The following is a 25667-nucleotide window of genomic DNA, read 5'->3' as shown; positions in this document are numbered from 1 at the left end:
AAAACCTTCAAAATTCTTGCTGAGCGATATCGCAATCGAGGCAAAAGACTAGCATTGAGATTCAATCTAATTGCTGGAATTTATAACTTAGAGCTGAGTGAAAAATGACTTATGAAAGAAATCTAATGAAATGGTGCTACGTTTCGAATCTAAAATTTTCTAAAAATGGTTTTGGATAATGTGTTCAGTCTATGAACGTTCTAAAGTTAATCATGGCGTAGAAAAGCGCCATTTTCTGATTCGAAGCTCAGTTAAATACTGAAATTGTAAAATAGGGTGCTACGCTTCATGCTCATTGCGATACCCAATATACATGCTTTGATTAGTAAAAGAATCGGCATCGCGACATAAGCTGTCGTGATTGATGTCGATTGAATTATGAAAGTGAAATGATTAAATGTATTCTGACATACAGAGATAGCATCATATTCAAATGATTGATCACGAACTGTCTTAATGTCGTGTTTTGATGCTTTAGTTAAGTAAAGTTTTGGCTTGGTTAAATTTATACGTCGATGCTAGCGAGTTGTGGGTAGTTCCGTTAAAATGCTTCAAATTTCAGCAGTTCGTTAGAAGAAAATAAAAATATGAAATCCTTAATTACCTTAGGTAGTAAAACGTCACACGGTGGTGTGGTTTCAGAATGTGAACCTTCATTTGTGATTAATGGTATTGCGGTGCATTTAAACGGCATGAAACATTATTGCCCGAAATGTAATTCGACTGTGGCTGCGATCGCGGCAGATCAAAGTACAACGGTAAAGGGGCGAGGTGTTGTGGTTGCTGGAGATAAAACCACTTGTGGCGCAACATTTTTACCGAATCAATCAATGGTCGGTTCACAAAAATAATCTGCAAACTGACTTTGAGGTCATCTAGATAAACTCATTGAGTCCTGTTTAAATCGTATTGATCTCTTTATGATGTGGCATCATCAGTTGATTGGATGAGTTTTAGATGAAAAGCGCGATCCATTTTACCCATGCCAATGGTATTCCTGCTGCAAGTTATCGAAAGTTTTTATCCTACTTTGCACCGCAATTTGATGTGAAGGTGATTCCGCTTATTGGTATGGATGAGCGCTATCCGATCACCAAAGATTGGCGATATTTGGTCGATCAAGTCATAGCAGATATCGAGCACCAATTTCCAAAACAAAAAGTGATTGGGCTTGGGCATTCTTTTGGCTCTTTAGTCACCCTTATGGCGGCTTATAAACGTCCAGATTTGTTTTCACAACTGATTATTATGGATCCACCTTTCGTAATCGGTCCTAAGTCTGCCATTTTTGAAGGTATGCAAAAATTAAAGCTCAAAGCTGTCGATAAACTTACCCCGGCGGCAATTACATTGAAGCGTAATGACCATTGGCCAAATTTGGATGAAGCCTATACGGCACTACGGAATAATCGTTTATTTAAAAGTTTTGATCCGCAATGTTTTGAGGATTATTTTGCACAAGGTGTTCGCGCTGATGAAAAACGCGGTGGCGTGACCCTCAGCATTCCAAAAGCCGTGGAAGCGCAAATCTTCCGTACAGTGCCTGCATGGTGGTGGCGTACTCCACGAAAAGCCCCTCAAATGCCTGTACACCTTATCACCGCAGATAACAGCCATTTTTATAAACAAGGTTTGCCTGACGGAATGAAGAAAACCTATGGTATAGATTATAGTGTAGTTGAAGGTGGGCACATGTTTCCACTTGAGCAGCCGAAACAGACAGCGCTACACGTCATGCAGTACTTACAGCATTAGAAAAATAAATTTTGCTCATAAAAAAGGAGACCTGAACGTCTCCTTTTTTTGACCGTTAATTTTTAGCGAATCTGTGCTTCATCTAAATGGCGAGCGCCTTCCAGGATCATACGAATCATAATCATGGTTTGTTCGGCAACTTCTTTGCGTTGTTCTGTCGGTAGATCAATGACTTTTGCACCCATGTTAAACACCAATTGGGTAATACCACGTGCCACGATGTCAGGATGAGCCAACTTGCTTTGATTTAAACGTTCTAGGACGATTAAATCTTCTCTTAATTCTTGTTGGAAATAGTTAAGTTGACGCTCAACTGCATTTTTATAGGAATGCGAACCAGTATAGCCTTCACGAAGTAAAAGGCTTAAGTTGCCTTCATCGGCATCTAGCTGCTGAATAAATACTTCAACTGAACTACGAATAATACTGCTTTGGCGTGATGCCTGAAGGCGTGCTTCATGCAAAATTTGACGTAACACACCACCAGCTCGATCAATCAACTCAATGGCTAATTCATCAATATCTTTGAAGTGACGATAAAAACTATTTGGAGCAATGCCAGCTTCACGTGCAACTTCACGCAAACTCAGTGATGAAATACTTTTTTGTGGACCAATTAAATTAAGCGCTGCCTGAAACAGTTCTTCCTTAGTAATCGTTGCTTTACGGCCTACAGTGCGAACTGCAAGTGGAGTTTCAGCTTCAGAATGTAATTCTTCCTGGTACATGTTAACCATATTCGTCTGTGCAGACTGAGTCATATTTTTTAATAGATTAAAAACATTAACATATTATAGCGTCTGCTAATAGCTTTTGTGAAAATGTCGATTAAATGTACAATCGTATATACAAATATATATACATGTGTATAATAATTAAAAACCTCCCATGAGTTGTATTTGATTATGCATGTACTCGAAAAAGCGAAAAAGCCTTTAAACGCACTCAAAGACAGTGTTGTAGACGTCAATGCGGTAAATTTCTGGTTGCAGAAATTTAATCCGTTATGGTCTGGTAATCAGGCTCTCGGCAAAATTGTACAAAAAGAAAATGCAGCAAATGAGATGGTCAGCCTAACTATACAGGTGAACCGTTTGTTTAAAATGGGTGAAGCTGGTCAGCATCATCCTGTTTTTGCTCGTGTAAATGGGATCCGTTACGAACGTACTTATAGTTTGACTCAGTTAGATGATCAACACGTATTGCTTAGCGTAAAAAAAGTGAATACGGGTATTGTGAGTACTTGGCTGGTAGAACAAGCACAAGTTGGTGACATCTTAGAATTTGGTCAGCCTTTTGGTGATATGACTTTGGTGTCAAATTCTACACCCTTGCTACTATTGGCTGCGGGTAGTGGTATTACGCCAATGTTGAGTTTGTTGAAAGGGATGAGCAAAACTAAGCAAATTGCGGAGCAACCAATTCAGTTAATGTATTGGGTTAAGTATCACGATGATGCTGCATTCAAATTACGCTTCGAAGCTTTGGCAAATCAATATCCAAACTTTAAATTTCAAATTTTCTTTACCCAAGAAGATGTTCCCGATCCACGATTAAATGCCTCTCACGCTGCTCAATTTGACGACATTGAGCACAGTACTGTGTTTGCATGTGGTCCATCGGGTTTCGTCACTCAGGCCGAAGCGTTATTTGATCATGCACAATGCTTTATGAGTGAAGCATTTAGCATGAGCCCAATTGAAACGGATGACATTGGCTTTGTGAATGTCACGCTTACACAATCCAATAAAACCGTCAGTATCCCAAAAGGCCAATCAATTTTAGCCAGTCTTGAACAGCAAAATATCAAACCAAATCACGGTTGCCGTATGGGCATTTGTAATAAATGTGCCTGCAACAAAGTTGAAGGTTCGACTAAAAATATGGTCAATGGTAGCCAAAATACAGAACCGGGTAATTTACTGAAAATTTGTGTGAACTCAGCACAGTCAGATCTCGTTATTGATTTATAAGGTAGAAAAAATATGAACATGCCTGTAAAAATTGAATATTTTAAAAATCCTAAAAACCGTGAGTTAACCCAATCGCAATTAGATGAACTTGCGCGTGAGCTTGACGCGATTAAGCAAGAAGTTTTAGATGACTTAGGTGAAAAGGATGCGAAATACATTCGCCGTGTGTATTCGACCATTCGATATTCATCTATGGCGGGTCGTGCATTATTGTTTGCAGGTTGGTTTCCGCCAGCATGGATTTTAGGCACAGGTCTTTTAGGTTTTGCCAAAATCATGGAAAACATGGAATTAGGTCATAATGTCATGCATGGTCAATATGACTGGATGAATGATCCTAAATTCAATGGTCAGACTTATGAATGGGATATCGTGGGTACTGCAGATAACTGGCGCCAAACTCACAATTTTAAACATCATACCTATACCAACATTAAAGGTATGGATGATGATATTGGTTATGGTCTCGTTCGTTTATTCCCAGAACAGCGTTGGAAGCCGGGCTATTTATTACAACCGATTTATAGCATTCCATTTTGCTTATTGTTCCAATGGGGTGTTGCCATTCAAAACCTTGAATTGGGTAAATACTTTAAAGGTCGCAAAACAAAACAGCAGACCAAAGAAGAATGGAAGCCAATGCAAGCCAAAATCGGCAAGCAATTATTTAAAGACTATTTGTTCTTCCCGCTTATTGCAGGGCCTGCAGCATTACCTGTGCTCACAGGGAACCTCGTTGCGAATGGTCTTCGTAACATTTGGACGTTTAGTATTATTTTCTGTGGTCACTTCACCAAAGATGTTGAAGTTTTCCCGAAAAAAGTACTTGAAAATGAAAGCCGTGGACATTGGTACATGCGTCAAATTCGTGGTTCTTCAAACCTTACCGGTTCAGAAGCATTTCATATTTTGACAGGGCATTTAAGCCATCAGATCGAACACCATTTATACCCAGATGTTCCTGCGCGTCGTTATCGTAAAATGGCGCCAAAAGTACAGGCGGTATGTGAAAAATATGGTTTGAACTATAATAACGCAAGCTTGGTGAAACAGTACGGCAGTGTTATCAAACGTATTGTGAAATATGCGTTTCCATTTAAAAAGTAATAAAAGCTAGGCTTGAGTTGCTGAATCAAAAAAAAGCCATGCATTTACATGGCTTTTTTCATATTAACTTTGGGGGAAATATCTATTTTACTTTTTGATATGTAATTTGAGGATCTTAATCAAATTCATATAATTTCCTTTTTTAGCCATACGAATGACCAATTCAATTTCTTCTTTCGTCCACATCTGGCGAGTGGCTGAGAAGGCAAATTGAGCAAGGAGAACAAATGGATTTTCGCCAAATTTAATATGGAGGCCTTTGACATATTTCGGTGGATTGAATTGATTCATATTCTTTTCCCGCTTTTAATATTTGACCGCATTATTTCTAATTAATGAGAAAAATAGCACACTATAAAGTCAAAATAAAAGCAGAATTTTCAAAATTTAATCATATATTAGAGCGACTTAAATTTAAGTTTGTGATTGTTAACTTTGATTAATAAACCAAACTAAATCACTCGACTTTAGTCGAGTTCAGGTAGGCACTTATCCTGTCCATTCATGAAATGGTGGGTGGCCAATTCAAACATAGCGAGGTCTTCATCGCTATTTCCATAGGCATATACCTGCTCATAGTCTTGAAGGTTAAATTGCTCCAAAACTCGAATTTTCTTTTGCTCACCACTACAGTCTAAGGTTTGATACAAACCAGTCAGCATTTGGTTATTGGTTGCAGTTTCAGTGCAGATCAGTTTGACCCCGAGCTTTTCAGCCACAGGTTTAAGATATAAATCGACTGAGGCAGAAACCAATACGACCTCATGACCGCGTATTTGGTGTTGCTGTAATTGTTCATACAGTGAAGGATTGAGTTCTGCCATCAAATGTTCAGCATATTGCGCTGCTTGATTTAAAACCTGCTCATGGTTGGCTTGGCTAAACATTGCGGCATATAGGCGAGGACGCATTGCATGTGCAGGATATAGCTTGAGATAATAGCCTTGAATCCAAGGGAGAATTTTAATCCCTTGGCGCACGATATGCCGTTTAGGCAGAGAATAGAAGATGAACCCTGTAAAACTGTCTTTGTTACACAGGGTACCGTCAAAATCAAATAAGGCTAGAGTTTTAGATTTTTGATGCGGCGCATGCATGTTTGATAACGTCCATCGACTCGTGTGGCAAACCAATTGGTATTGTAATCACGGCTTAATTTCGGCCCCGAAATTACGACTTCAGGCATCATTGCATAAAACGGTTCTTTACCAGTCTTTTCTTGGTACAACTTTTTGACCGCTTTATACGTCAAAGTATCTTCAAAGTCCTGATCTTTTTCTTTTTTAAGATCTGAACGAATTTGACGTGGCGTCGCGATCACATTGTTTTCTGCAAAAACGGCAATCAGCGCGGTTTCAGACTGGCTTTTTGCTGAACGTGGAGAACCATCTTTATTATAAAGCAAGAGGTCACCATCTAAGCCGAGCTCAGCAGGGGTTAAGTCATTTAACATGCTTTGGAATGCCGCATTACGACTCGAATAACGACCCGAGTTATAATCTGCAAAACGATAAATTGGTTTGTCATATTCAGCTGGATACATCATTAAACGGTGGATGCCATAATACAAACCGCCATATTGGCTATACATGTCTGTACGCAGTGCAGCAATATTTCCACCTTGGCGTTTGTGGTCTTTGGCATAGCCTATATGGACTTGCATCGAACCCAAAGTGGTAATTGGGTTGAGCTTTTCACCAATATCTTGTCCAACCAGTTTCGCTGCGCCTGTTAATGCACTCACGTGATAATGTTTAGACATATAGTCAAAAATTTCACGATATAGTTCGTCTAGTTCACGTTCAGTTTGAACACGGCGCATTTGGCTCAAATAGTTATCTTCTGGACTTGGCTGATTTTTTAACACATCTTGGAAATAGCCAGCGACTGTACCACCGATGCCATCACCCAATTTATCTTTAAACTTTTCTTCAAGACGATCTTGAACTTCTTTAACGGCTTTTTCACCGAGTCCCGGCACATGTGGGTCAGCAACAAAATTGGACTCTTGATCGACCACAGCAACAATCGTACAGACATTTTCTTTCGTGGTCGGAATACCGAGCTGATCACTAATGTCATAGATATCATTGGCCCATGAAAGACGTTCATTCACGCGAGGTGGAATGGCTTTTTTAATCTGTTCTGCTTCCATAGTGGGTTCATCTTTGCTCCACCATGAACCATTACCACAGGCAGCCAAGCCAATGGATAAAGCCAGTACATAAAGGGATTTAAAGCATAATGTGGTCGAAAAAGTTTTGTTCATATTTTCCAATAAACTCAGCCATATGGGGGCGACAAAGCAAGAGCAGTATACTATGCAAAATACATAAGTAATGAATAAATATGTATATGCCTCATAGGGGACTGTCAATCTATTTATGGAGATCTACGCGTGTAAAAACAAGCAGTTCTGTCAGGATGATTGGAAAAAGAATGCTTTTTGAGCTAAATAGATGAATATTCCAATATCATTTTCAACAGATTATAAAAATGAAGGTATATACTAGCTGAAATCCATAATTTTTTAAGGGAATTATTATGCCAGCTAAATTTTTCAGTCGTTTCTTGGGTTTGATTGCGTTAGTTATGGTATTGGGGGCAATCATTATTAACTTTGTTGTGGCTAAACCGATGGTGGAATATTGGATCTTACTCTTACTACCTTGTTTTGCCGTTCCAATTTTAACCTCAGTGATGATCACGAAGGATGAAAATCTTTAACATCATCGTTCAGTAAATCTATATTTCAATCCAATAGATGATGAATACTCAGTCTGTGCAAAAAGCTCACATCGGGTGGGCTTTTTGTTGATGTGTCTAAAGTATTTTATACTGTGCAAATGAGAAATTTAAAACGCCAGCACAAATTAAAGGTATCAAACGTGATTTGGTCAACTGAACAAGATGCCGTGTTGATCGAACATGCAGATTTAGCTATGTCTGAATTAATCCAGCACTTGGGATTTAGTGAAGAAGACATTTTACAAAGAAAAAAAGTATTGGGTTTAAACCGGCGGGCACGTCAAATTCAACGTTTATATTTTAAATAATTGAAATCAAATTCATTGAAAGCTGCGACAGATCTAAAATGTCTGTGAATTTAAAAACCCACAATCTGTGGGCTTTTAAATTTTTGCTCAATTATTTTGCAACAGCTTCAGAAGCAGGAGCCGCTTCAGTTGCATCTTGAGCAACTTCAGTTGTTTGAACTTCAGATGCAGCAGCTTCAACTTTTTGTTCTTCAGCAGCAAATGTAGTTGCAGCAGCAGCAGCAGCAGAGATAAGTGTAGCGAAAAGTACTTTGTTTAAAGTTTTCATGATTCAATTTTCAGTCTATTTTTTTGGAAAAAACAACTTAATGTATTAATCATGATAAAAGTGTAATTAAAATGAGTTGTTATGTGTCTAGATTGTGAACACATGCGAAAAATTATCATATTAAATCAATAGTTTGAAATCCATTACAAAATAATATGTGTCATTCAAATGTCGTTTAATATTTGAAAGGCTTTAAAAAGAAAAACCCGAATAAATCGGGAAGTGTATTTTACATTGTTATTACAGCGAAACTTACACACTTTTCGCTTAATAACAATTTATCGCACAATTGTGACGCCATGATGAAAGGGAGATTATTCAGCAGGGCATTCAATTTTGAGTTTTTCTTTGTAATAGTCCTGTGCAATCTTCAAATCATTCAACATTTTATCTTGAGTATAGTCTTGGGCTGCGAGTTTGAGCATGGCAGGCATGTAGTTAGTTTTATATTCATGAGGGTAGTCATGACATAAGACTTGGGTTTTTTCCTTGATCGATGTACTTGGAGCATCTAAAACATCAAGGTATTGACTGATTTGCGCATCTGACTGCTCAAATTGTTGAGTCGCTTGTTCCGTTGTTAAATCAGCGTTTTGGCTTTCAGCTGCAGCCGCATCGTCATTGGGTTGTTGGCAGGCAGTCAATATGGTAGCGAAAAATATAAAAGAGAGAATTTTCAATTTTTTCATAAAGTTCAACTCACTGATGTGAATTTATAGATTTAAGTTTTCAATGATTTTAGCAGTATCCCTCTATAGTAACACCTGTACGGGCAGATACGCAGAAAGTCTGATGTTGAATCGATAGTGTGTTAACTACATGGATGATGCATAAGTTTCAACGACTCTTAAGCAAAAGCGTAGAAATTTTTGTTTGGAATTACTAAACTATCGCATTGCAAATTTGCCGTCCAATTCCGAAGCTTCAAATTCCTCAATTTAAGCGTTGAACGATGTTGATGTTCATTGTCATCATTCAATTGCGTAATCATTGCCATGAAACGTTTTTACGCTCAACAGATTTTGCGAACATAGATTTGAATTTTGCATTGTAAAAGTGGCTTGGAAGATTTCGAATGTGGTTCGGGTATCATTTGCTAAATATAGCTAGAGGTTAAAACATTGAGTCAACATCCTGTCATTCAAGAATTATTCGATCGTCCCATCGAGAGAAAACTGTGGGTGGCACCTATGGCAGGTGGGTTAGATTACGTTACTATTTACAATAACATCCAATTTAACGAGCATCAAAAGTGCATTATCTAACCAAAATTATTAACGGAATAACAATTTGCTTCCTAGCATCAGTGAACTGCTATGCTAAAGATGAACCATCAAATGCTCATAATGTAATTGAATTTAAATGGTACGAAGCCAAAAATAATTACAACAGAATAATCAGAGAGTCTAGAGAAGCCAAAAGGAATGATAGTGATTGTGAGGAAAAACTGGATAGCTGTGATAAAGATATGAAAAGCTATCTTTATTACCGGAAACCATTAGCTGCCGCAAAAGCTCGCTTAGATGCAGCTGAAAGCAAGCTATATGAGAAAATGTCATTAGAATTTGATGCAGATAATGTTGGTGTTCAGAAAGATTAATACTTTTATAAGAAGCGGCGTAATCAGAAAAGTCTTGTCGCGTTAAATAATAGATATTCTTTTCAGAAATATCTAAACTAGCGATATGCTGTAGTGCTCCTGTTTTTGTCCTAGCAAAACTGTCCGCCTCATCCAAATACTGAAATATGAATTCTCTGAGTGTTTTTGCTTAAGTTGCACCTCAGGGTTCAACATTTTTTCAGGGTGCAATTCAATTTCTGCCTCTGCGCGTTTAATCCACTCATCAGCCAAAGACTTTTAGCTAAATGTTTTGGATTGCTTGAATTCTGGGGAGCCTTGAAGTTGTACGCGGACTTGAGCTCTATACCGAGTTGTACCGTCTTTTGTTTGTCGCTTAGTGACTGTACCTATAAATTTGCAACATTGAAATTTCGTGGTGCAAATAGGTTGCAACTAAAGAGCATTAAAAGTCAATACGAAGCGACTAAACGAAGTTAAACGAGGTTAAAAGATTTTGAGTAAAAACAATGTCATTCAAGAATTATTCGATCGTCCCATCGAGAGAAAACTATGGGTGGCACCTATGGCAGGGGTTACAGATCGCCCATTTCGTACACTTTGCAAATACTTTGGCGCAGGTCATGCTGTCAGTGAAATGATGACGGCAGATAAGACCTTACGCATGAGTAAAAAGAGTCTTTATCGTGCCAATTTTGATGGTGAGATAGCACCTATCTCAGCTCAAATTGCAGGGTCAGATCCAGCTGAACTGGCTGAAGCCGCTCGCTATCAAGTGGCAAATGGTGCGCAAATTGTCGACATTAATATGGGATGTCCGGCGAAGAAAGTTTGTAATAAGTTGGCAGGTTCTGCGCTGCTCAAAGATGAAGACTTGGTGGCTCGTATTTTAGATGCTGTGGTCGAAGCAGTTGATGTGCCTGTGACCTTAAAAACCCGTTTGGGCTATCTCAATGGTCATGAAAACATTATGCGCGTTGCGAAGCGTGCCGAAGAAGCTGGGATTGCTGCATTGGCGCTTCATGGTCGTACACGTGAAGATATGTATCTGAATACGGCGCGTTATAGCTTAATTAAAGATGTGAAATCGTTGATCAATATTCCTGTGATTGCCAATGGTGATATTGATACACCTGAAAAAGCCAAATATGTATTGGATTATACTGGTGCCGATGCAGTCATGATTGGTCGCGCAGCTCAAGGTCGCCCATGGATATTCCGTGAAATAGGACATTACCTGACGACAGGTGAACATATGGCTGCACCAAGTATTATGGAAGTTCGTGACGTACTGCTCGGACATTTGTCTGAATTGTATGGTTTTTATGGTGAATATTCAGGTTGTCGAATTTCGCGTAAACATATTGCTTGGTACACCAAAGGTTTACGTTCTAGTAATGAGTTCCGCCAAAATATGTATAAAGTTGAATCTACAGCAGATCAATATAAAGTCGTCGAGGACTATTTCAATCACCTACTCGATCATGGTCAGATCATGAGTGATGTTCAAGTTGATCAGGTCAATTTGCTTGAAACCAAATAACTTAAAGCCAAACGAAATGAATCTGTGCAATTCGATACAAAGTAGGCTGCTTTAAGTTAGTTAGATTGATTTGAAATATGTACATAATAAAAAGCCCTCAATGTTGAGGGCTTTTTATAGGCATTCATGTTTGAATGACGCGTTGAGCTAAGTATTAGTTAAAGCGCATTTCTAAAACCAATTGATTGATCAAGTCAGGTGCTTCCAATTCACGTATTTGAGAGACGTTGGTTCCCGCCCAAAATGCACCATATTCATGTACGCCATGCTTGCTGGCTGCTGCATGTAATTGTTTGCCTAAATCATAGCTATATGGGTAAGCCGGAACGGTTGGGCGAGTCGGCGTATCAATATCTGTGTGCCAGTTATTGATAATGCCACGTGCAGGCCGGCCTGAAATACTTGATGTAATCTGCGTGATGGGCGCATCAAATAGTGCTTTGCGATAAGCCTCATTGGCATTTGATGTTTTGCATTGCACAAAAGCAGTGCCCAGTTGAACAGCATCTGCACCCAACTCCATAATTTGATAGGCCTGATGTCCATTCATAATGCCACCAGCTGCAACAACGGGGCATTGAATATGGCGTTTCAAGAGCTGAACCAAGTCACGAGTTTTAACGCTGCTATCGAAGTTTTCATTGAAAATGCCACGGTGACCACCAGCTTCAATACCTTGAGCAATCACGATATCAATACCCGCAGCTTCAATCAGTTTAGCTTCTGCTAAATTGGTTGCAGAAACTAGAGTCAAAATACCCGCTTGTTTTAAGGCCTGAATTTGATGTGGGTGCGGAATGCCAAAATGAAAACTCACCGCTTTAGGGCGCGTTTCCAATACGAGGTTTAGAAACTGGTCATTGTCTTTAAAGCTTGGATAAATACAGTTGAGTGCTTCTGGAGCTTCTGCATTATATTGGGCAAAGCGTGACTTAAATTGCATGATCCATTTAGCAGCAACTTGTTCATCGAGTTCTACAGTGTCATGACAAAAAAAATTGACCTGAAAAGGTTGGTCAGTAAGTTCTTGAGTTTGTAATATTTGCTGACGTGCATTCTCAACACTGCTTGCACCTAAACCCAGTGAACCAAGTCCACCTTGATTTGACACCTCTGCAGCAAGCTCAGGTGTAGAAACACCTGCCATCGGGGCAAGAAATATAGGGTGTTTGATGCCAAGTTTTTCTAATAAAGTCATGTGCATACTCCAATCACTCTAATTACTTTGCCCAAGCGAGTGAAATTAAGCAAATAATATTCGTTATTTCATATCGAAATGGCCTGGAGCCTGCACCAATGCTGTGCTTAAAATTAAGCGACACCTTATGTCGTATTGATGATGTATGACCCGACTTTTGAGGTTGATCCTATTAAAATTAATGCTCTGATCATTTTAAGTTTTAAAACTCTCCTATGTCTGAACGTATCCGTGAAAAACTGCAAATTTTAGCCGATGCTGCCAAATATGATGTCTCATGTTCTTCGAGTGGTAGCAAGCGCCAAAATAAAGACAAAGGTCTGGGTAATACTGGAAACGGCATTTGCCATAGCTATACCGAAGATGGTCGCTGTGTTTCGTTATTAAAAATTCTATTTTCCAATGTCTGTATTTTTGACTGCGCATATTGTGTGTCCCGTCGAAGTAACGACGTAAAGCGCGCAGCATTTACGGTACAGGAAGTGGTCGATTTGACCATGAATTTTTATCGTCGGAACTATATTGAGGGGCTATTTTTAAGTTCGGGGATTTTTAAATCGGCGGATTACACCATGGAACGTATGTTGCAGGTGGTAAAAAAACTGCGTTTAGAAGAAAATTTTAATGGTTATATTCATCTGAAGACCATTCCGGGGGCATCTCAGGAAATCATTACCGAAGCAGGTTTATATGTCGACCGTATGAGCATTAATTTGGAAATGCCGACAGAAGATGGTTTAAAAAAATTTGCACCTGAAAAAAGTCATGTTGAAGTCCAAAAAGACTTAGGTATCGTGCGAGATCGTTTGATTCAATTCAAAGATGAACGAAAAATAATACGCACAGTTCCTAAATTTGTACCCGCAGGACAAACGACGCAAATGGTGGTGGGCGCACATCAAGAGTCTGACCGTGATGTCATACTGATGGCAGACCGTCATTACAAAGAGTTTAAGCTCAAGCGTGTGTATTACTCGGGTTATATTCCAATTAATGAAGAGGAGCGTGCGCTGCCAGCTGTGGGGTCTGCGCCACCTTTATTACGAGAAAATCGGCTGTATCAAAGTGATTGGTTGATGCGTTTTTATGGGTTTGAAGCGACGGAATTGGTCGATGAAGAGCATCCAAATTTAGAATTGGATATTGACCCTAAATTAGCGTGGGCACTGCGTCATCCCGAGCAATTTCCCGTGGATATCAATCGTGCTGAATATCAAATGATCTTACGTGTGCCGGGTATTGGTGTACGTTCTGCTCAAAAAATTGTTCAAGCACGACGTTTTGGGAAAATCCATATCGACCAATTAAAACGTATGGGTATTTCCTACAACAGAGCACAACATTTTATACGCTGTGAAGATTCTCCAAAATTTATTCGAGATCAACAGCCACATCAAATACGTCAGCAGATCTTGCAAAGTGGCCAGTCGAAATATACGCAGCAAATTTCTCCACAATTGAACTTAGGTTTTTAGGATACAGTCGTGAGTATTTATGTCTTTGATGGCACGATGACAGGATTGTTAAGTTGTGTTTTTCGGGCCTTTCAATTTAAGCAATTTGACATTCAGATTTGTACAGATGGGCAAGTGCAGGCAGGTCTTTTCGCCGAAGTCATTGATGTGGCTAGTCACGATGAACAAGCACAGCGGGTATGGCAAGGATTAAAGCTTAAAGCATCTGAAAGTGCTTTGAAGCAGTTTTATTATGCGTTTTTATCCGAGCAGCAGCAGGCTTTTCAACATTGTTTTAATTTTGCGATTTATGCGTTCCAGCAACAGCGTGATGTGTCTAAAAACTATGGTCATGCTGATGTATTAGGGATGAGTCAGTGGGCGAAGCAAGTGGGGCGTGAAAAGCACCGAATGGAAGCTTTTGTGCGTTTTAAAAAATGTCAGGATGGCTTGTTTATCAGTTTAGTCTCACCTGACTTTAATGTATTGCCTTTGATCGAACGGCATTTCAAATCACGCTATCAAGATCAACGTTGGTTGATTTACGATGAAAAACGCAGCTACGGCATTTACTATGATCTACAGCAGGTGCATCAAGCGGATATGGATGCCACAACCATAGATGGGCAAATACAGTCAGGCCATAGTCAATCTTTCAATATCGAACTGGATGATGAGGAAGTTTTATATGATCAGCTTTGGAAAGATTATTTTAGAAGTGTCAATATTGAAGCCCGACGTAATATGAAATTACATGTGCAGTATGTGCCACGTCGTTATTGGCGTTATCTGAATGAAAAAGCGATTTAGGTGCGAATCATCTAGTTGTTTTCGGGCATAATGATCGAGCTTTTGATTGTTTAAGTGAGACTTTGATGAAATTATTTCTTGTTACAACCGTTCTGACGGCAATGACGCTCACGGCGTGTTCTGCAAATGAACAAGAAAAGAAAACATTCAATCCGCAAAGTTATCAAGTTGCCGATACAGCGGGATTACAACAACGCTTTGAACAATTAAATCAGACTCTAGCAGCTGATTTTAGCCAACTAAAAAAAGTAGAAAGTATGGCTTTTTCAGATCAATCCGCTTTAGATGTTCAGAACTTAAAAACTTTAAATCAGCATTTTGTTGCCAATACCGCTTTAAAAAGCTCCAAAATTGCCTATTGCGAAGTAATGAATCATTATTTTTCTGAAATGTATCATCTCGGACATGTGAACTTAGCCTTGGTGAAAGACGTTAAACTGCCAAATGCCGCAAACGAAGATTTGAGTCAGGTATTTGCGAATACAGACCAATTTTATGATTTTATTATCAACCGCTATACCACATACAAGCATGCACAAGAAACCATGCAATATGGTTGTAATCTAAAAGCTGCACTAGCAGATTAAAAAAAGCCCCTCATTTGAGGGGCTTTTTATTTACAGAAATTAGCAGCCTGTTAATTTTTCAGGTTGTGGACGTTCGCCAGGGAAGAAGATTGGGCGTAATTTGACGCCGATACCGTTCCCAATGAAGGCAAATACTAACCATAACCAGCCATGCAAACTACCTGAAGCAATACCGCTGAAATACGCTCCAATGTTACAGCCGTATGCTAAACGTGCGCCATAACCTAACATCAAACCACCGATAACCGCCGCTAGCAGTGAGCGTTTTGGGATATTAAAGTTCGGTGCAAATTTGCCTGCTAGGCTCGCTGCGAGTAATGCACCGAGCATGATGCCGAAATTCATCATCGACGTGATATCAAACCATAATGATTCGGTCAGTGCTTTGGCATTCGCAGGTTGCTGCCAATATGCCCAAGATGCAACATCGATCCCCATGATACTTGCTGATTTTGCTGCCCAAACGGCTAAGGCAGAGGTCACGCCCCAAGGACGGCCTGCAAGTGCGAGTGTGGCAAAGTTTAGTAAAGTCAGGATAATTCCGCCCCAAACCAATGGCCATGGACCACGTAGAAAGCGTTTCCAGCCGTGTTGGTTAGCTTGCGGCTCAACTTCAAGCTGACCATGGCGTTTCTTTTCAAAGTAAACTGTTGCTGCTGCAATGATTGCAAAAACTACAAAGTTTAATGCCAGTGCAGGAACTACACCAAAGCTTTTGACTAAAGAAATCGGCTCAAAGTGGGGAAGGTCAAACCACCATTGAATATGTGAAGTTGCAATCAGTGAACCTGTACAGAAAAAGATCAACGTTACAATCATACGTGCGCTACCAGCGCCCACAGTGTACAGTGTACCTGATGCACAGCCTCCGCCGACTTGCATACCAATACCAAAAATAAAGGCACCGATCATCACGGACATTGAAACAGGATTAACGTTACCTTTGACTGGGTTGCCAAATAATTCACCCGCACCTAAAGCAGGGAAGAAGAGCAGTACAGCCAAAGCCAACATGATCATTTGTGCACGCAAGCCACGACCACGACGCTCTTTAATAAAGACACGCCAACTTGAGGTAAAACCAAAAGATGCGTGATAAAGGGTCATACCCAAAGCACCGCCAATTAAAAATAGCAATGCTTGGTTAACGCCTACAACCAGATAAGCACCAAGGGTGCCTAAAATTAATAAAACAAAAGCCACCCAAATCGATACATTGGATCGATTGGCTGGCGTAGCAATAACAGACATGGAGAAAAAAGCTTAAAAAATGTATCTCTATTTTACGGTTTTTATATATTGTAAAAATGAATATTGTTGAAAAATCACACAATCATTGCTGTGTATAATTGATTTAATATATTTAAAAAACTGATGAAGTGGGCATTAAACTGGATTTACATTAAATAAAGAACCAATCCAACTAGAAAAAAGCATGGCTGCAATGCCCCAAAGCGCAACACGTAGACTGCCTTTCAACATAGAAGTGCCAGCTGCATAACTGGCCAAGGCACCAAGGAGTGCTAGGGAAATTACGCCAACGGCCATAACAGTTTTTTCAATATGCATGTCAGCACTGATCAAGATCGCAACCATCGGAAATAGCGCACCAATTGAAAATGCTAAAGCCGATGAGAGTGCTGCTTGAACGGGTTTTGCTGCGGTATTGTCATGGATTCCAATTTCATCTCGTGCATGGGCCTCTAGTGCATCATGGGCAGTTAATTGGACTGCAACTTCATGTGCTAGGTTCGGCTCTAACCCACGATTTACATAAATTTGAGTCAGCTCTTTAAGCTCCATATCTGGGTTACGTTGTAATTCTTTATGCTCCATGTGAAGATCTGCTTTTTCGACGTCTTCTTGAGATTTCACAGAGATATATTCGCCCGCCGCCATAGAGGTTGCACCAGAGATGAGTCCTGCAATGCATGTAATGAGTAAGGTATGGCTAGAAGCACCACTTGCAGCCATGCCCATAATTAAACTAGTGACGGAGATAATGCCATCATTTGCACCGAGTACAGATGCACGTAGCCAACCTGTACGTTCCATAAAATGTTTTTCGGTATGATGTGAATAAGACATTCTTTTCTCTAAATTTGTTATTTATATGACCTCATAAGATTGACCTGACATCAGTTAAATTTCAAGTTAAAAATAGATTGAAACAGTAAGTTGAATAAAATACAGATATAAAAAAAGCACCCGAAGGTGCTTTTTTTTAAGAATGCTTATTGTTGAGCTTTTTCTTTCACGTTTGCTGCACCTTGCTCAACAGCACCTGCAGTTGCAGCAGTCGCGTCTTTAGCTGCTTCTTTTGCATTGTGTGCAGCAGCTTCAGCATTTTCTGCAGCATTGTCAGCTGCTGTCGCAGTTGCAGTTGCAGCATTATCTACAGCAGTAGCTGTCGCAGTTGCCGCTTCTGAAGTTGCATCAGCAATGTCATGGCCTGCTTGGTCAGCAGCGTTTTCTAGGTGTTCACCAGTTGTTGCACCTGTTTCTGGCGCTTTGTCTTTATTACAGCCAACAAGTGCAACAGTTGCAGCCAAACCTAAAGCAACAAGTAATTTATTCATTTTGATCTTTCCTTTTTTTGTTATGCCCGTAGCATGGGCTGAATTTATATTAGCTGAAAAAATATTCAAAAATCGATCAAAAATTGTTGATTTAGTGTAATTTTATCCAGCATATTTTGTAGTTTAAAAGGCTTTATATATGCTTATAGCGTTAAGGGTTTTGACTAAATAATTCTTCAATTGAAGTCACAAGTAGATAGATAAATTCACTGTCTTCATGGCGCCATAAATATATTTCTTCCCCCAATTGTGTATCGTCTACCGTACGCATCAATAAATAATCGCCATCGCCGTTATGTGCAATTGCAATACTGTTTTCAGGGAAGTCTTCAATTTTACTTATGGATTGATGTTCTGCGGCTAGATGATTCGTTGTACGTTTTATTCTTTTCACATCGCTGGTGTCTTGGAAGGGGAAGAGCCACCATGCTTCGATATCATCACCATCTTCAAATTCATCCGCACTAGAAAAGCTAATGCCGAATTCGCCACCATTTTCAATTTGCATTTTGGCTTTATATTTTTCTGGAAACTTAAATCCTAATTGTTCTTCAGTTGCAGTAATAAATTTTAAGTCTAATGGAAAGGGCATGATGTTGTTCTTAAATTATTTTGGTGTTTTATGAATAAGCTAGGCGTAAATTTTAGTCAATATTTTTTACACTAGTTATTTTTATCCTAGATGTTTTAGTTATGGACATATGGGGCATAAAAAAGCCTGCAATCAATGCAGGCTTTTTTGAGAAATTAATCTATTAAGATTAAAGACCAGCAGATGCTTTAAGCGCTTCCACTTTGTCAGTTTTTTCCCATGTAAATGCGGTATCAGAACCTTCACGACCAAAGTGACCATACGCAGCAGTTTGTTGGTACATCGGTTGGATTAAGTTCAACATACGAGTAATACCGTATGGACGTAAGTCAAAGTGTTCACGTACAAGTGCAATAATCAAATCTTCAGATACTTTTGCAGTATTGAATGTGTTGATCGAGATAGATGTTGGTTCTGCAACACCAATCGCATATGACACTTGAATTTCACATTTGTCAGCTAGGCCGGCAGCCACAATGTTTTTAGCAACATAACGGCCTGCATAAGCAGCAGAACGGTCCACTTTTGATGGATCTTTACCAGAGAACGCACCACCACCGTGACGAGCCATACCACCGTAAGTATCTACAATGATTTTACGGCCTGTTAAACCACAGTCGCCTACAGGGCCGCCAATGACGAACATACCTGTTGGGTTGATGTGGAATTTAGTGTCTGCATGGAACATTTCAGCAGGAATCACTTTTTTCACGATTTCTTCAATTACCGCTTCTTTCAATTGAGCTTGAGTAATTTTGGGATCGTGCTGAGTTGAAAGTACAACTGCGTCTAAGCGAACTGGCATGCCATTTTCATAAGCAAATGTTACTTGGCTTTTTGCATCAGGACGTAACCAAGCAAGTTTGCCTTGTTTACGTAGTTCAGCTTGTTTTTCCATTAAGCGATGCGCATATGAAATAGGTGCTGGCATAAGCACATCAGTTTCACGGCTTGCATAACCAAACATTAAACCTTGGTCGCCCGCACCTTGATCTTCTGGTTTTTGACGGTCAACACCCTGAGCAATTTCAGGTGATTGCTTACCGATCATGTTGATCACGGCACAAGTTGAACCATCAAAGCCAAGATCTGAATGATGGTATCCGATACCATTTACGGTATTACGAACAATCGCTTCAAAGTCAACATTTGCAGTTGTTGTGATTTCACCGGCAAGTACAACCGCACCCGTTTTTACAAGCGTTTCACAAGCAACCCGTGCATATGGGTCTTCTTTTAAGATTGCATCCAAAATAGCATCACTGATTTGGTCAGCCATTTTATCCGGATGGCCTTCGCTTACAGATTCCGAGGTAAATACAGCGTACTCGCGCATAAGTCCTATCACAGTTAAATTTAAAGACGCAATATGTTACATCGAGAAAGCGTTTAGGACTAGCTCAACATGACCAAATTGGATGAAATTAATTCATTTCAATGACTTTTTAATTGATATAGGCATCTAAAAAATTGATATGAGCTATGGATTTCTCAATTTAAATTTTTATGATGAGATAAAACAGAGATATTGGGCTTTGGCACAAGCAACAATGTGATTAGGCGTTAAAATGCCTAAATTGGCTTTTTAAGTGAATCAATTATAAGAAAAAATCAAATCAGTATCCTGTGATTTATCAATGATGAATGTCATGAACTGTCAGAATATGACTGTTCATGACAATTAATCGTTTAATTTGAAAAATAAAACACAATAAATGCGGGCTTTTGAGACTTGGTATGCAAATTGCCTATTTGTCATTACGTTGAATGGGGAAACGTAATAAAACAGTCTGGTTTTACACTCATTGAAATTATGATCGTGGTGGCAATCATCGGTATTTTGGCTGCAATTGCTACTGTATCTTACAATGGCTATGTCGCTCGGGCGCAAGTGGCTGAAGTATTAACAATGATTTCACCCTATAAATTAAAACTGATTGAAAATTATTCAGAGGAACAAAACTGTGTAGATTTGAATACAGCGCTGAATGAAAGTATCAGTACCAAGTATATTGCGAGTAGTGAAATTACTGATGTGGCAGGAACGTGTTCAGTGGTTTTTACGTTTAAATCAACAGATGTCAATTTTGCTCTTCGCTCAAAGCAGATCTATTTTAGTATTCCAGATGGTTTAAATGGTGCTTGGAATTGTCAATCGGATGATATTTCGCAGCGAAATTTACCTGCTACATGTCGTGGGATCTAAAGTATTGAATGTGAAACCGTGAGTATATTGGATAAGTGCTGATTTTACAGGGATGATTACGACGTTTGAGTTACCCAAACCATAGTGGGTTTAATTATTGAAAGTATTTCATATTTCAAATGGTCATTTATTTAGACAAGCTTTGACTACTACTTTTATTTGCAATTGCCTTTCGATGTAGCGGACTTTTATCAGTTATGAAGCGGTTGCTTTCTCTGCCAAACTCTAAATATGCATTGCGCTGTCATTGACTCGCCATATAAAAGCGTCACTGTATACAAAATAAACAACATGCATAGGCTTGAAATTGAGCAATAAGCACCCAAAATACAGGTGGTGCAGGAATAATTAGCGAAAATTTGCCCCTGAGGCTTTACCCATTCCGCTTTTTTTAAGACAATATACGCATCTTTGAATTCTTATTCATCTTACTCTTTTAAACCATTTGTTTGGACTCTGACCTATGACAACCCCGCTTAACGAACGTCGTATTGCAAACGCAATTCGTGTATTGGCAATGGATGCTGTGCAAAAAGCAAATTCAGGACATCCAGGTGCTCCAATGGGGATGGCAGATATTGCTGATGTGGTATGGCGTGAATTCCTCAACCACAACCCTGCAAACCCACAATGGGCAAACCGTGACCGTTTCGTATTGTCAAACGGCCATGGCTCTATGTTGCAATATGCGTTATTGCACTTAACAGGTTATGACCTGTCTATTGAAGATTTGAAATCTTTCCGTCAATTGCATTCTAAAACTCCAGGCCACCCAGAATTGGGTTATGCACCGGGTATCGAAACAACCACGGGTCCATTGGGTCAAGGTATTGCAAACGCTGTAGGTTTTGCACTTGCTGAAAAAACTTTAGCGGCTCAATTCAACAAAGAAGACATTAAAGTTGTAGATCACAATACTTACTGTTTCTTAGGTGATGGCTGTTTAATGGAAGGTGTTTCTCACGAAGCATGTTCATTGGCTGGTACTTTGGGTCTAGGTAAATTAGTTGTTTACTACGATGACAACGGCATCTCAATTGACGGTGAAGTAGAAGGCTGGTTCTCTGATGATACAGAACAGCGTTTCTTGGCATACGGCTGGCAAGTACTGAAAGTCGACGGCCATGATGCAGATGCAATCCGTGCGGCAACTGTTGAAGCAAAAGCTGAAACTGCGAAACCAACCTTAATTATCTGTAAAACCATTATTGGTTTAGGTTCACCAAACAAACAAGGTAAAGAAGATTGCCACGGTGCGCCGCTTGGTAATGATGAAATCGCTTTAACTCGTGAAGCTTTGGGCTGGGCAGAAGGTCCATTTGAAATTCCTGCTGATGTTTATGCAGCTTGGGATGCAAAAGCCAAAGGTACTGCTTCTGAATCTGCTTGGAACGACACATTTGCTGCTTATGCTGCTAAATATCCAGCAGAAGCAGCTGAACTAAAACGTCGTCTTTCTGGTGATCTTCCTGCTGACTTCGCAGCAAAAGCGGATGCTTATATTGCTGAAGTAAATGCTAAAGCTGAAACAATCGCTACTCGTAAAGCTAGCCAAAATGCCATTCAAGCATTTGCGCCGCAGCTTCCAGAAATTCTAGGCGGTTCTGCTGACCTTGCAGGCTCTAACCTGACTTTATGGAAAGGCGCAGAAGGTGTTGAATCTAACCCAGCGGGTAACTACGTTCATTACGGTGTACGTGAATTCGGTATGACTGCGATTGCTAACGGTGTTGCACTTCATGGCGGTTTCGTTCCTTATGTAGCAACATTCCTGATGTTTATGGAATATGCGCGTAATGCAGTACGTATGTCTGCATTGATGAAACAGCGTGTGATTCATGTGTATACCCATGACTCAATTGGTCTAGGTGAAGATGGTCCTACACACCAACCTGTAGAGCAAATTGCATCTTTACGTGGTACACCAAATCTGAACACTTGGCGTCCATGTGACACTGTAGAAGCATCTATTTCTTGGAAATCTGCGCTGCTTCGTTCAGAAGGCCCTACAGCATTAATCTTCTCTCGTCAAAACTTGCCATTCCAAACTCGTACAGCAGATCAAATTGCTGACGTTGCGAAAGGCGGTTATGTACTTGCAAAAGAAAAAGGCGAATTGAAAGCAATCATCATTGCGACTGGTTCAGAAGTTTCATTGGCAATGGATGCTTACGCACAGCTTGACGGTGTACGTGTCGTTTCTATGCCATGTGCTGAAGAATTCGTAAAACAAGACGCTGCTTACCGTGAAGCGGTTCTTCCTGCTGCGATCCGTGCGCGTGTTGCTGTTGAAGCTGCGCATGTGGACTACTGGTGGAAATTTGTTGGTCTTGATGGTCGTGTAATCGGTATGACGACTTACGGTGAATCTGCTCCAGCAAAAGACTTGTATCAACACTTTGGTATTACTGCTGATGCTGTTGTTGCTGCTGTGAAAGAAATTACCGCTTAATTTATAAAGATTAACCGTAAAAAAGACGCCCCAGAGAAGGGGCGTTTTTTATTGCAGAGATTAAATATATTTTTTAATTGTGAAATAACGATTTGTAACGAATGAATTAAAGCATTGGTTTAAAATTAATTCATTCATGCAGTATTCAGCCACGGGTGCAATGTTGCCCCAAGTGAGGAAACGATGAGCCTTTACGATCAGATAAATGATGAAATTGTACTGATGGATGCTGGTGAACAGAAATGGATTGGCACAGACTTAGAGCTTGAAGCAATGGTTGCAGTAGAATTGATGCTGCAAGATTTGCAAGAAGACAAAGTGATTAAGATTCGCCGTAAGAACCATGAAAAGCATACAGGCTTGAAGCAGGTTGACCGCATTTTGGTTGAGAAGCTATAAGCTAAATGGTTAAAAAGTCCGATTGTTCGGGCTTTTTATTTGCCTATCGTATTTATAAAACGGATAAGAAAAAGTCCATCCAATACTTATCAAGACTAAAAAAGAGCGCATTAAATACAGTGTTTTCAACACATGAAGCTTTATTTCAGTTATAAAAATCCAGTGATCATTTAAAAAAGACATTGAACGTGCAAATACAAATTAAAAATTTAACTGAAATTTCAAAAAGCCAATGGCAGCCGCTCTGGGAGCTGTATTTAGAATTTTATAAAAGTCAGGTGGCGGATGCAGTGACCGAGCGAACATGGCAAAGGTTACATGCTGCTGAGTGCGAACATATGTATGGCTTTGCAGCCGTAATTGAACATCAAGTGGTTGGGATCGTGCATGTCATAGAACATGAGAGCTGCTGGACATTGCAGCCTTATGCCTATTTGCAAGATTTATATACGCTTGAAGAATATCGCGGGCAGGGTATTGGCAAGGCGCTGATCGCGAAAGTGAAAGAATATTGTGATCAGCGGCAGTGTGACCGTGTGTATTGGCTGACGCATCAGGACAATGAAACTGCGCAAAAGCTGTATGATCAAATCGCGAGAAAAACCGGATTTATCCAATACCGCTGTCATTAACTCAATGTAAAAGGCCATTCCAAATCAACAGCAGCTTTTGCGCATCTCAGTATTAAGCTGAAACTTTAAAGTTTTTAGCTGAGTCAGCATCTTGCTGAATGATCCATTCTCCACCTACGCGGAATGATGATGCTGAGGCGTAGGTATCTTCCATAAATTGGAAAAAGCTGATTAAACCGTTTTGAACTTTGGCTTTAATTGAAAAAGGCGAGGTGAAAGTATTTTTTGCATAGACTGAGGTGTAGGTGAATTGACCAAATACAGCTACGGTTTCATTTTCAGCGATCATATCCGTGATTTGAAAGTCGTCGATATTCCAGTAGGTCCCAACGTTGGCAAAGGTATATATATAAATGTCTCTGCCTGTGCCAGACCCAGCCCACGGCTCAATTTGTTTAAGTTCTGGGTTGCTGAAGTTTAAGGAAACATATGCCGCGTCTTCGGCTACCAGTAGCTGAGTTGCATTTTCGACGAGTTCTTTTGAAGTATTCATAAGAAATGCCAAAACGACATCTTTGGGCGTTTTAGTATTTAAGGCTTTTTCAATAGCCAGCGATTGTTCTGTCATTTTTGGGTACTCAGATTGTTATGATGTCTAAAAATCTTAAGTGGATTTGTTTAGAAAACCTACGACTCTGATAGGTTGATGTTTCCTAAATTTAGGATAAATAACTCATGGATCAATTAAATTATTAATTATTTGAAATATATGGAAAATTTAATAATTGAGAGTGGTTGTAGATGCTGCTACAGATTTTACAAAACTATCGTTCTAAACATGCAACAAAACGTTTTATCTTTAAAGCTGTAATACGGCTAAAAATCTATAGACTTAATGGTATTCGAAAGTGAGATAAAAACATGAACTTTAAAGCATTAACAATCGGTTTGGCGGTAGCATCAGTTACAACAATTTCTATGGCAAAACCTGTTGCCTATCAAATTGATCCTACTCATACAGCAACAGTATTTACGTGGAATCATTTTGGTTTCTCAACACCTTCTGCAAACTTTAGTGACATTCAAGGGACAATTAATGTCGATAATGCAAAACCTGCAAATTCGTCTGTGAATGTGACGATTCCATTATCAAGCTTAAATACCAATGTCAAAGCATTAGATGATCATTTAAAAACAGCAGATTTCTTTGATGCTGAAAAATATCCAAATATCACGTTTAAAAGCACAAAAGTTCAAGCGATCAGCAAAACTAAATACAAAATCACGGGTGATTTAACAGTTAAAAATGTGACTAAACCAGTGGTATTGGACGCTGTATTGAACAAGCAAGCCGTTCACCCAATGACTAAGGCGGAAACGATTGGTTTCAATGCAACGACTTCTTTTGATCGTTCAGCATTTGGTGTAGGTGCATATGTACCGAATGTAGGCGACAAAATTACGGTAAATATTACGACTGAAGCCGCTGTGTCTACAGCAAAGGCAGCAGCGAAATAAGATTTAGCTCCCTCAGCTA

General features: G+C 39.6%; 29 protein-coding genes and 3 pseudogenes. 18 read left to right on the top strand and 14 right to left on the bottom strand.

Annotation, left to right across the window (positions count from 1 at the left end):
• The 3 genes and pseudogenes from FTU38_RS09970 to FTU38_RS09960 form a co-directional block, all read left to right on the top strand.
• Positions 1 to 108 (top strand): annotated as a pseudogene (locus tag FTU38_RS09970) (IS5/IS1182 family transposase); the annotation flags it as partial.
• 479 nt (positions 109 to 587) lie between these two features.
• Positions 588 to 851, top strand: a complete 264-nt coding sequence (locus FTU38_RS09965) for a PAAR domain-containing protein (RefSeq protein ID WP_078193592.1) — start codon at positions 588 to 590, stop codon at positions 849 to 851.
• Positions 852 to 957: 106 nt separating this feature from the next.
• Entirely contained in the window at positions 958 to 1755 is a 798-nt protein-coding gene (locus FTU38_RS09960; RefSeq protein WP_180048880.1) for an alpha/beta fold hydrolase, read from the top strand.
• Between the two features lie 62 nt (positions 1756 to 1817).
• Here FTU38_RS09960 and fabR read toward each other — a convergent pair whose 3' ends face one another.
• Positions 1818 to 2492 (bottom strand): HTH-type transcriptional repressor FabR, encoded by a 675-nt coding sequence (gene fabR, locus FTU38_RS09955; RefSeq protein ID WP_372491111.1) that lies wholly within the window; start codon positions 2490 to 2492, stop codon positions 1818 to 1820.
• A 168-nt stretch (positions 2493 to 2660) separates the two neighbouring features.
• On the opposite strand from fabR, the gene FTU38_RS09950 reads away from it, so the two are divergent.
• Both FTU38_RS09950 and FTU38_RS09945 read left to right on the top strand, forming a co-directional pair.
• Positions 2661 to 3728, top strand: coding sequence for a ferredoxin reductase (locus FTU38_RS09950; RefSeq protein WP_180111071.1), 1068 nt, complete (start codon positions 2661 to 2663; stop codon positions 3726 to 3728).
• Between the two features lie 12 nt (positions 3729 to 3740).
• Positions 3741 to 4835: an acyl-CoA desaturase gene (locus tag FTU38_RS09945; RefSeq protein WP_180111070.1), complete on the top strand. Its 1095-nt coding sequence runs from the start codon at positions 3741 to 3743 to the stop codon at positions 4833 to 4835.
• 87 nt (positions 4836 to 4922) lie between these two features.
• Here FTU38_RS09945 and FTU38_RS09940 read toward each other — a convergent pair whose 3' ends face one another.
• The 3 genes from FTU38_RS09940 to FTU38_RS09930 all read right to left on the bottom strand — a co-directional run bounded on the left by FTU38_RS09940 (position 4923) and on the right by FTU38_RS09930 (position 7104).
• Positions 4923 to 5126 (bottom strand): hypothetical protein, encoded by a 204-nt coding sequence (locus FTU38_RS09940; RefSeq protein WP_078188800.1) that lies wholly within the window; start codon positions 5124 to 5126, stop codon positions 4923 to 4925.
• 176 nt (positions 5127 to 5302) lie between these two features.
• Positions 5303 to 5932, bottom strand: coding sequence for an HAD-IB family hydrolase (locus tag FTU38_RS09935; protein WP_180111069.1), 630 nt, complete (start codon positions 5930 to 5932; stop codon positions 5303 to 5305).
• The gene (locus FTU38_RS09930) at positions 5899 to 7104 is read right to left on the bottom strand and encodes a DUF1615 domain-containing protein (protein WP_180111068.1); all 1206 of its coding nucleotides are present in this window, start codon (positions 7102 to 7104) and stop codon (positions 5899 to 5901) included. The genes FTU38_RS09935 and FTU38_RS09930 overlap by 34 nt, the downstream gene beginning before the upstream one ends.
• Positions 7105 to 7379: 275 nt before the next feature.
• Between FTU38_RS09930 and FTU38_RS09925 the strand changes: the two genes are divergently transcribed.
• Both FTU38_RS09925 and FTU38_RS09920 read left to right on the top strand, forming a co-directional pair.
• Complete coding sequence (locus tag FTU38_RS09925) at positions 7380 to 7562, top strand: hypothetical protein (protein WP_168377709.1); 183 nt, start codon at positions 7380 to 7382, stop codon at positions 7560 to 7562.
• Between the two features lie 161 nt (positions 7563 to 7723).
• Positions 7724 to 7891 (top strand): acyl-CoA thioesterase, encoded by a 168-nt coding sequence (locus tag FTU38_RS09920; protein ID WP_373683444.1) that lies wholly within the window; start codon positions 7724 to 7726, stop codon positions 7889 to 7891.
• A gap of 91 nt (positions 7892 to 7982) precedes the next feature.
• Here the strand turns inward: FTU38_RS09920 and FTU38_RS09915 are convergent, their stop codons facing one another.
• Together FTU38_RS09915 and FTU38_RS09910 are read right to left on the bottom strand one after the other, a co-directional pair.
• Positions 7983 to 8159, bottom strand: coding sequence for a hypothetical protein (locus tag FTU38_RS09915; RefSeq protein ID WP_180111067.1), 177 nt, complete (start codon positions 8157 to 8159; stop codon positions 7983 to 7985).
• Between the two features lie 314 nt (positions 8160 to 8473).
• A complete protein-coding gene (locus tag FTU38_RS09910) occupies positions 8474 to 8848 on the bottom strand; it encodes a hypothetical protein (RefSeq protein ID WP_252725778.1) in 375 nt (124 codons plus the stop codon).
• 563 nt (positions 8849 to 9411) lie between these two features.
• Here FTU38_RS09910 and FTU38_RS09905 point away from each other — a divergent pair.
• Positions 9412 to 9759 (top strand): hypothetical protein, encoded by a 348-nt coding sequence (locus tag FTU38_RS09905; RefSeq protein ID WP_168377460.1) that lies wholly within the window; start codon positions 9412 to 9414, stop codon positions 9757 to 9759.
• Between the two features lie 16 nt (positions 9760 to 9775).
• On the opposite strand, the pseudogene FTU38_RS16850 reads toward FTU38_RS09905, so the two are convergent.
• Positions 9776 to 10131 (bottom strand): annotated as a pseudogene (locus FTU38_RS16850) (site-specific integrase); the annotation flags it as partial.
• Positions 10132 to 10234: 103 nt separating this feature from the next.
• Here FTU38_RS16850 and dusB point away from each other — a divergent pair.
• On the top strand, positions 10235 to 11281 hold the full coding sequence (gene dusB, locus FTU38_RS09900; protein ID WP_180111066.1) for a tRNA dihydrouridine synthase DusB: 1047 nt from the start codon (positions 10235 to 10237) through the stop codon (positions 11279 to 11281).
• A 154-nt stretch (positions 11282 to 11435) separates the two neighbouring features.
• Here the strand turns inward: dusB and FTU38_RS09895 are convergent, their stop codons facing one another.
• Entirely contained in the window at positions 11436 to 12479 is a 1044-nt protein-coding gene (locus FTU38_RS09895) for a nitronate monooxygenase family protein (protein WP_180027046.1), read from the bottom strand.
• A gap of 215 nt (positions 12480 to 12694) precedes the next feature.
• Here FTU38_RS09895 and FTU38_RS09890 point away from each other — a divergent pair, with 215 nt between their 5' ends.
• The 3 genes from FTU38_RS09890 (at position 12695) to FTU38_RS09880 (ending at position 15330) form a co-directional block, all read left to right on the top strand.
• The gene (locus FTU38_RS09890; RefSeq protein ID WP_180040075.1) at positions 12695 to 13954 is read left to right on the top strand and encodes a putative DNA modification/repair radical SAM protein; all 1260 of its coding nucleotides are present in this window, start codon (positions 12695 to 12697) and stop codon (positions 13952 to 13954) included.
• A 9-nt stretch (positions 13955 to 13963) separates the two neighbouring features.
• Positions 13964 to 14743 (top strand): TIGR03915 family putative DNA repair protein, encoded by a 780-nt coding sequence (locus FTU38_RS09885; protein WP_180022262.1) that lies wholly within the window; start codon positions 13964 to 13966, stop codon positions 14741 to 14743.
• Between the two features lie 65 nt (positions 14744 to 14808).
• Complete coding sequence (locus FTU38_RS09880) at positions 14809 to 15330, top strand: hypothetical protein (protein ID WP_180022261.1); 522 nt, start codon at positions 14809 to 14811, stop codon at positions 15328 to 15330.
• Between the two features lie 39 nt (positions 15331 to 15369).
• Here the strand turns inward: FTU38_RS09880 and FTU38_RS09875 are convergent, their stop codons facing one another.
• The 5 genes from FTU38_RS09875 to metK all read right to left on the bottom strand — a co-directional run bounded on the left by FTU38_RS09875 (position 15370) and on the right by metK (position 19837).
• Positions 15370 to 16581 carry a YeeE/YedE family protein gene (locus tag FTU38_RS09875; RefSeq protein WP_180059063.1) on the bottom strand — a complete coding sequence of 404 codons (1212 nt, stop codon included), beginning with the start codon at positions 16579 to 16581 and terminating at the stop codon, positions 15370 to 15372.
• A 135-nt stretch (positions 16582 to 16716) separates the two neighbouring features.
• Positions 16717 to 17418, bottom strand: coding sequence for a VIT family protein (locus tag FTU38_RS09870; RefSeq protein WP_180027050.1), 702 nt, complete (start codon positions 17416 to 17418; stop codon positions 16717 to 16719).
• Positions 17419 to 17564: 146 nt separating this feature from the next.
• Positions 17565 to 17909 (bottom strand): hypothetical protein, encoded by a 345-nt coding sequence (locus FTU38_RS09865; RefSeq protein ID WP_078188782.1) that lies wholly within the window; start codon positions 17907 to 17909, stop codon positions 17565 to 17567.
• Positions 17910 to 18060: 151 nt separating this feature from the next.
• Positions 18061 to 18501, bottom strand: coding sequence for an SMI1/KNR4 family protein (locus FTU38_RS09860; protein ID WP_180040067.1), 441 nt, complete (start codon positions 18499 to 18501; stop codon positions 18061 to 18063).
• Between the two features lie 169 nt (positions 18502 to 18670).
• Positions 18671 to 19837, bottom strand: coding sequence for a methionine adenosyltransferase (metK, locus tag FTU38_RS09855; protein WP_078188779.1), 1167 nt, complete (start codon positions 19835 to 19837; stop codon positions 18671 to 18673).
• 477 nt (positions 19838 to 20314) lie between these two features.
• Between metK and FTU38_RS17030 the strand changes: the two are divergent.
• The 5 genes and pseudogenes from FTU38_RS17030 to FTU38_RS09835 form a co-directional block, all read left to right on the top strand.
• Positions 20315 to 20378, top strand: a pseudogene (locus FTU38_RS17030) (hypothetical protein); the annotation flags it as partial.
• Positions 20379 to 20392: 14 nt separating this feature from the next.
• Positions 20393 to 20707: a pilin gene (locus FTU38_RS09850; RefSeq protein WP_373683988.1), complete on the top strand. Its 315-nt coding sequence runs from the start codon at positions 20393 to 20395 to the stop codon at positions 20705 to 20707.
• A 463-nt stretch (positions 20708 to 21170) separates the two neighbouring features.
• Positions 21171 to 23159 (top strand): transketolase, encoded by a 1989-nt coding sequence (tkt, locus tag FTU38_RS09845; protein WP_180003835.1) that lies wholly within the window; start codon positions 21171 to 21173, stop codon positions 23157 to 23159.
• Between the two features lie 183 nt (positions 23160 to 23342).
• Complete coding sequence (locus FTU38_RS09840) at positions 23343 to 23558, top strand: hypothetical protein (RefSeq protein ID WP_078188774.1); 216 nt, start codon at positions 23343 to 23345, stop codon at positions 23556 to 23558.
• A 188-nt stretch (positions 23559 to 23746) separates the two neighbouring features.
• Entirely contained in the window at positions 23747 to 24190 is a 444-nt protein-coding gene (locus FTU38_RS09835) for an N-acetyltransferase (protein ID WP_227591806.1), read from the top strand.
• Positions 24191 to 24242: 52 nt separating this feature from the next.
• Here FTU38_RS09835 and FTU38_RS16840 read toward each other — a convergent pair whose 3' ends face one another.
• On the bottom strand, positions 24243 to 24758 hold the full coding sequence (locus tag FTU38_RS16840) for a hypothetical protein (RefSeq protein ID WP_257225703.1): 516 nt from the start codon (positions 24756 to 24758) through the stop codon (positions 24243 to 24245).
• A gap of 293 nt (positions 24759 to 25051) precedes the next feature.
• Here FTU38_RS16840 and FTU38_RS09825 point away from each other — a divergent pair, with 293 nt between their 5' ends.
• Complete coding sequence (locus tag FTU38_RS09825) at positions 25052 to 25648, top strand: YceI family protein (RefSeq protein WP_078188771.1); 597 nt, start codon at positions 25052 to 25054, stop codon at positions 25646 to 25648.
• Positions 25649 to 25667: the final 19 nt, after the last annotated feature.

The organism is Acinetobacter sp. YH12098 (assembly GCF_013419235.1).
Lineage (GTDB): Bacteria > Pseudomonadota > Gammaproteobacteria > Pseudomonadales > Moraxellaceae > Acinetobacter > Acinetobacter amyesii.
This window is presented reverse-complemented; position numbering and strand designations above follow the sequence as displayed.

What these genes read in the sequence shown, in the direction of transcription:
- FTU38_RS09965 (WP_078193592.1), top strand. Translation starts at nt 588, where the DNA reads ATGAAATCCTTAATTACCTTAGGTAGTAAAACGTCACACGGTGGTGTG.
- FTU38_RS09960 (WP_180048880.1), top strand. Translation starts at nt 958, where the DNA reads ATGAAAAGCGCGATCCATTTTACCCATGCCAATGGTATTCCTGCTGCA.
- fabR (WP_372491111.1), bottom strand. Translation starts at nt 2,492, where the DNA reads ATGGTTAACATGTACCAGGAAGAATTACATTCTGAAGCTGAAACTCCA.
- FTU38_RS09950 (WP_180111071.1), top strand. Translation starts at nt 2,661, where the DNA reads ATGCATGTACTCGAAAAAGCGAAAAAGCCTTTAAACGCACTCAAAGAC.
- FTU38_RS09945 (WP_180111070.1), top strand. Translation starts at nt 3,741, where the DNA reads ATGAACATGCCTGTAAAAATTGAATATTTTAAAAATCCTAAAAACCGT.
- FTU38_RS09940 (WP_078188800.1), bottom strand. Translation starts at nt 5,126, where the DNA reads ATGAATCAATTCAATCCACCGAAATATGTCAAAGGCCTCCATATTAAA.
- FTU38_RS09935 (WP_180111069.1), bottom strand. Translation starts at nt 5,932, where the DNA reads ATGCATGCGCCGCATCAAAAATCTAAAACTCTAGCCTTATTTGATTTT.
- FTU38_RS09930 (WP_180111068.1), bottom strand. Translation starts at nt 7,104, where the DNA reads ATGAACAAAACTTTTTCGACCACATTATGCTTTAAATCCCTTTATGTA.
- FTU38_RS09925 (WP_168377709.1), top strand. Translation starts at nt 7,380, where the DNA reads ATGCCAGCTAAATTTTTCAGTCGTTTCTTGGGTTTGATTGCGTTAGTT.
- FTU38_RS09915 (WP_180111067.1), bottom strand. Translation starts at nt 8,159, where the DNA reads ATGAAAACTTTAAACAAAGTACTTTTCGCTACACTTATCTCTGCTGCT.
- FTU38_RS09910 (WP_252725778.1), bottom strand. Translation starts at nt 8,848, where the DNA reads ATGAAAAAATTGAAAATTCTCTCTTTTATATTTTTCGCTACCATATTG.
- FTU38_RS09895 (WP_180027046.1), bottom strand. Translation starts at nt 12,479, where the DNA reads ATGACTTTATTAGAAAAACTTGGCATCAAACACCCTATATTTCTTGCC.
- FTU38_RS09890 (WP_180040075.1), top strand. Translation starts at nt 12,695, where the DNA reads ATGTCTGAACGTATCCGTGAAAAACTGCAAATTTTAGCCGATGCTGCC.
- FTU38_RS09880 (WP_180022261.1), top strand. Translation starts at nt 14,809, where the DNA reads ATGAAATTATTTCTTGTTACAACCGTTCTGACGGCAATGACGCTCACG.
- FTU38_RS09875 (WP_180059063.1), bottom strand. Translation starts at nt 16,581, where the DNA reads ATGTCTGTTATTGCTACGCCAGCCAATCGATCCAATGTATCGATTTGG.
- FTU38_RS09870 (WP_180027050.1), bottom strand. Translation starts at nt 17,418, where the DNA reads ATGTCTTATTCACATCATACCGAAAAACATTTTATGGAACGTACAGGT.
- FTU38_RS09865 (WP_078188782.1), bottom strand. Translation starts at nt 17,909, where the DNA reads ATGAATAAATTACTTGTTGCTTTAGGTTTGGCTGCAACTGTTGCACTT.
- FTU38_RS09860 (WP_180040067.1), bottom strand. Translation starts at nt 18,501, where the DNA reads ATGCCCTTTCCATTAGACTTAAAATTTATTACTGCAACTGAAGAACAA.
- metK (WP_078188779.1), bottom strand. Translation starts at nt 19,837, where the DNA reads ATGCGCGAGTACGCTGTATTTACCTCGGAATCTGTAAGCGAAGGCCAT.
- tkt (WP_180003835.1), top strand. Translation starts at nt 21,171, where the DNA reads ATGACAACCCCGCTTAACGAACGTCGTATTGCAAACGCAATTCGTGTA.
- FTU38_RS09840 (WP_078188774.1), top strand. Translation starts at nt 23,343, where the DNA reads ATGAGCCTTTACGATCAGATAAATGATGAAATTGTACTGATGGATGCT.
- FTU38_RS16840 (WP_257225703.1), bottom strand. Translation starts at nt 24,758, where the DNA reads ATGACAGAACAATCGCTGGCTATTGAAAAAGCCTTAAATACTAAAACG.
- FTU38_RS09825 (WP_078188771.1), top strand. Translation starts at nt 25,052, where the DNA reads ATGAACTTTAAAGCATTAACAATCGGTTTGGCGGTAGCATCAGTTACA.